The sequence below is a fragment of the Psychrobacter sp. 1U2 genome, from assembly GCF_051847575.1.
Genome location: NZ_JBPYDC010001320.1, coordinates 1 through 631 on the forward strand (window position 1 = coordinate 1; position 631 = coordinate 631).

General features: G+C 48.8%; 1 pseudogene. It reads right to left on the reverse strand.

What is annotated here, in order from left to right:
- Positions 1 to 631: pseudogene (locus ACS8FD_RS21865) on the reverse strand (DNA repair protein RecN); the annotation flags it as partial.

Sequence of the window (631 nt, forward strand, 5' to 3'; positions counted from 1 at the left end):
CATGGTCACGAGTCACATCAGTAATAGTAACCCCGCCTGACATACGTGCCAGCTCATTTACCTGCGCATCTTTGGTCAAAATAATAAGCTCACTTTGCGTCTGCTCATTGTGATGCTTTTGCACTAAAATATGCTGATGTGCTTGGGCGGCGACTTGAGCCTGATGAGTAATTGCTAGCAGCTGCTGTGTCTGTCCAAGGCTACGCAGTAATTCGCCTACTACCTGGGCAGTACCGCCACTGATACCGACATCCACCTCGTCAAAGACTAGCATCGGTTTGGCAGCATTGTTATCCGCACTTGTCGCTTGCAATACTTGCATGACCAGCGCCATGCGCGACAGCTCACCACCTGAGGCAATTTTGTGTAGCGGCTGCATCGGCATACCAACGTTGGCGCTAAACAATAGGTCAATATCGTAACAACCTTGCGCATTATAAAGACTGGGATTCGCCTTTTTAGTAAAGACAAACTCACAGCGAGCGTTAGGCAAAGCAAGGGGCTGTAGTTGCTGAATAAGTTGCTCACTGATCACGGGTGCCGCTTTTGAACGCTGCTCATTTAACTTGGTAGCGAGCTGCAGATACACTTGCCAAGCATCTTCGATTTGTGCAGCCAACACATCACTACT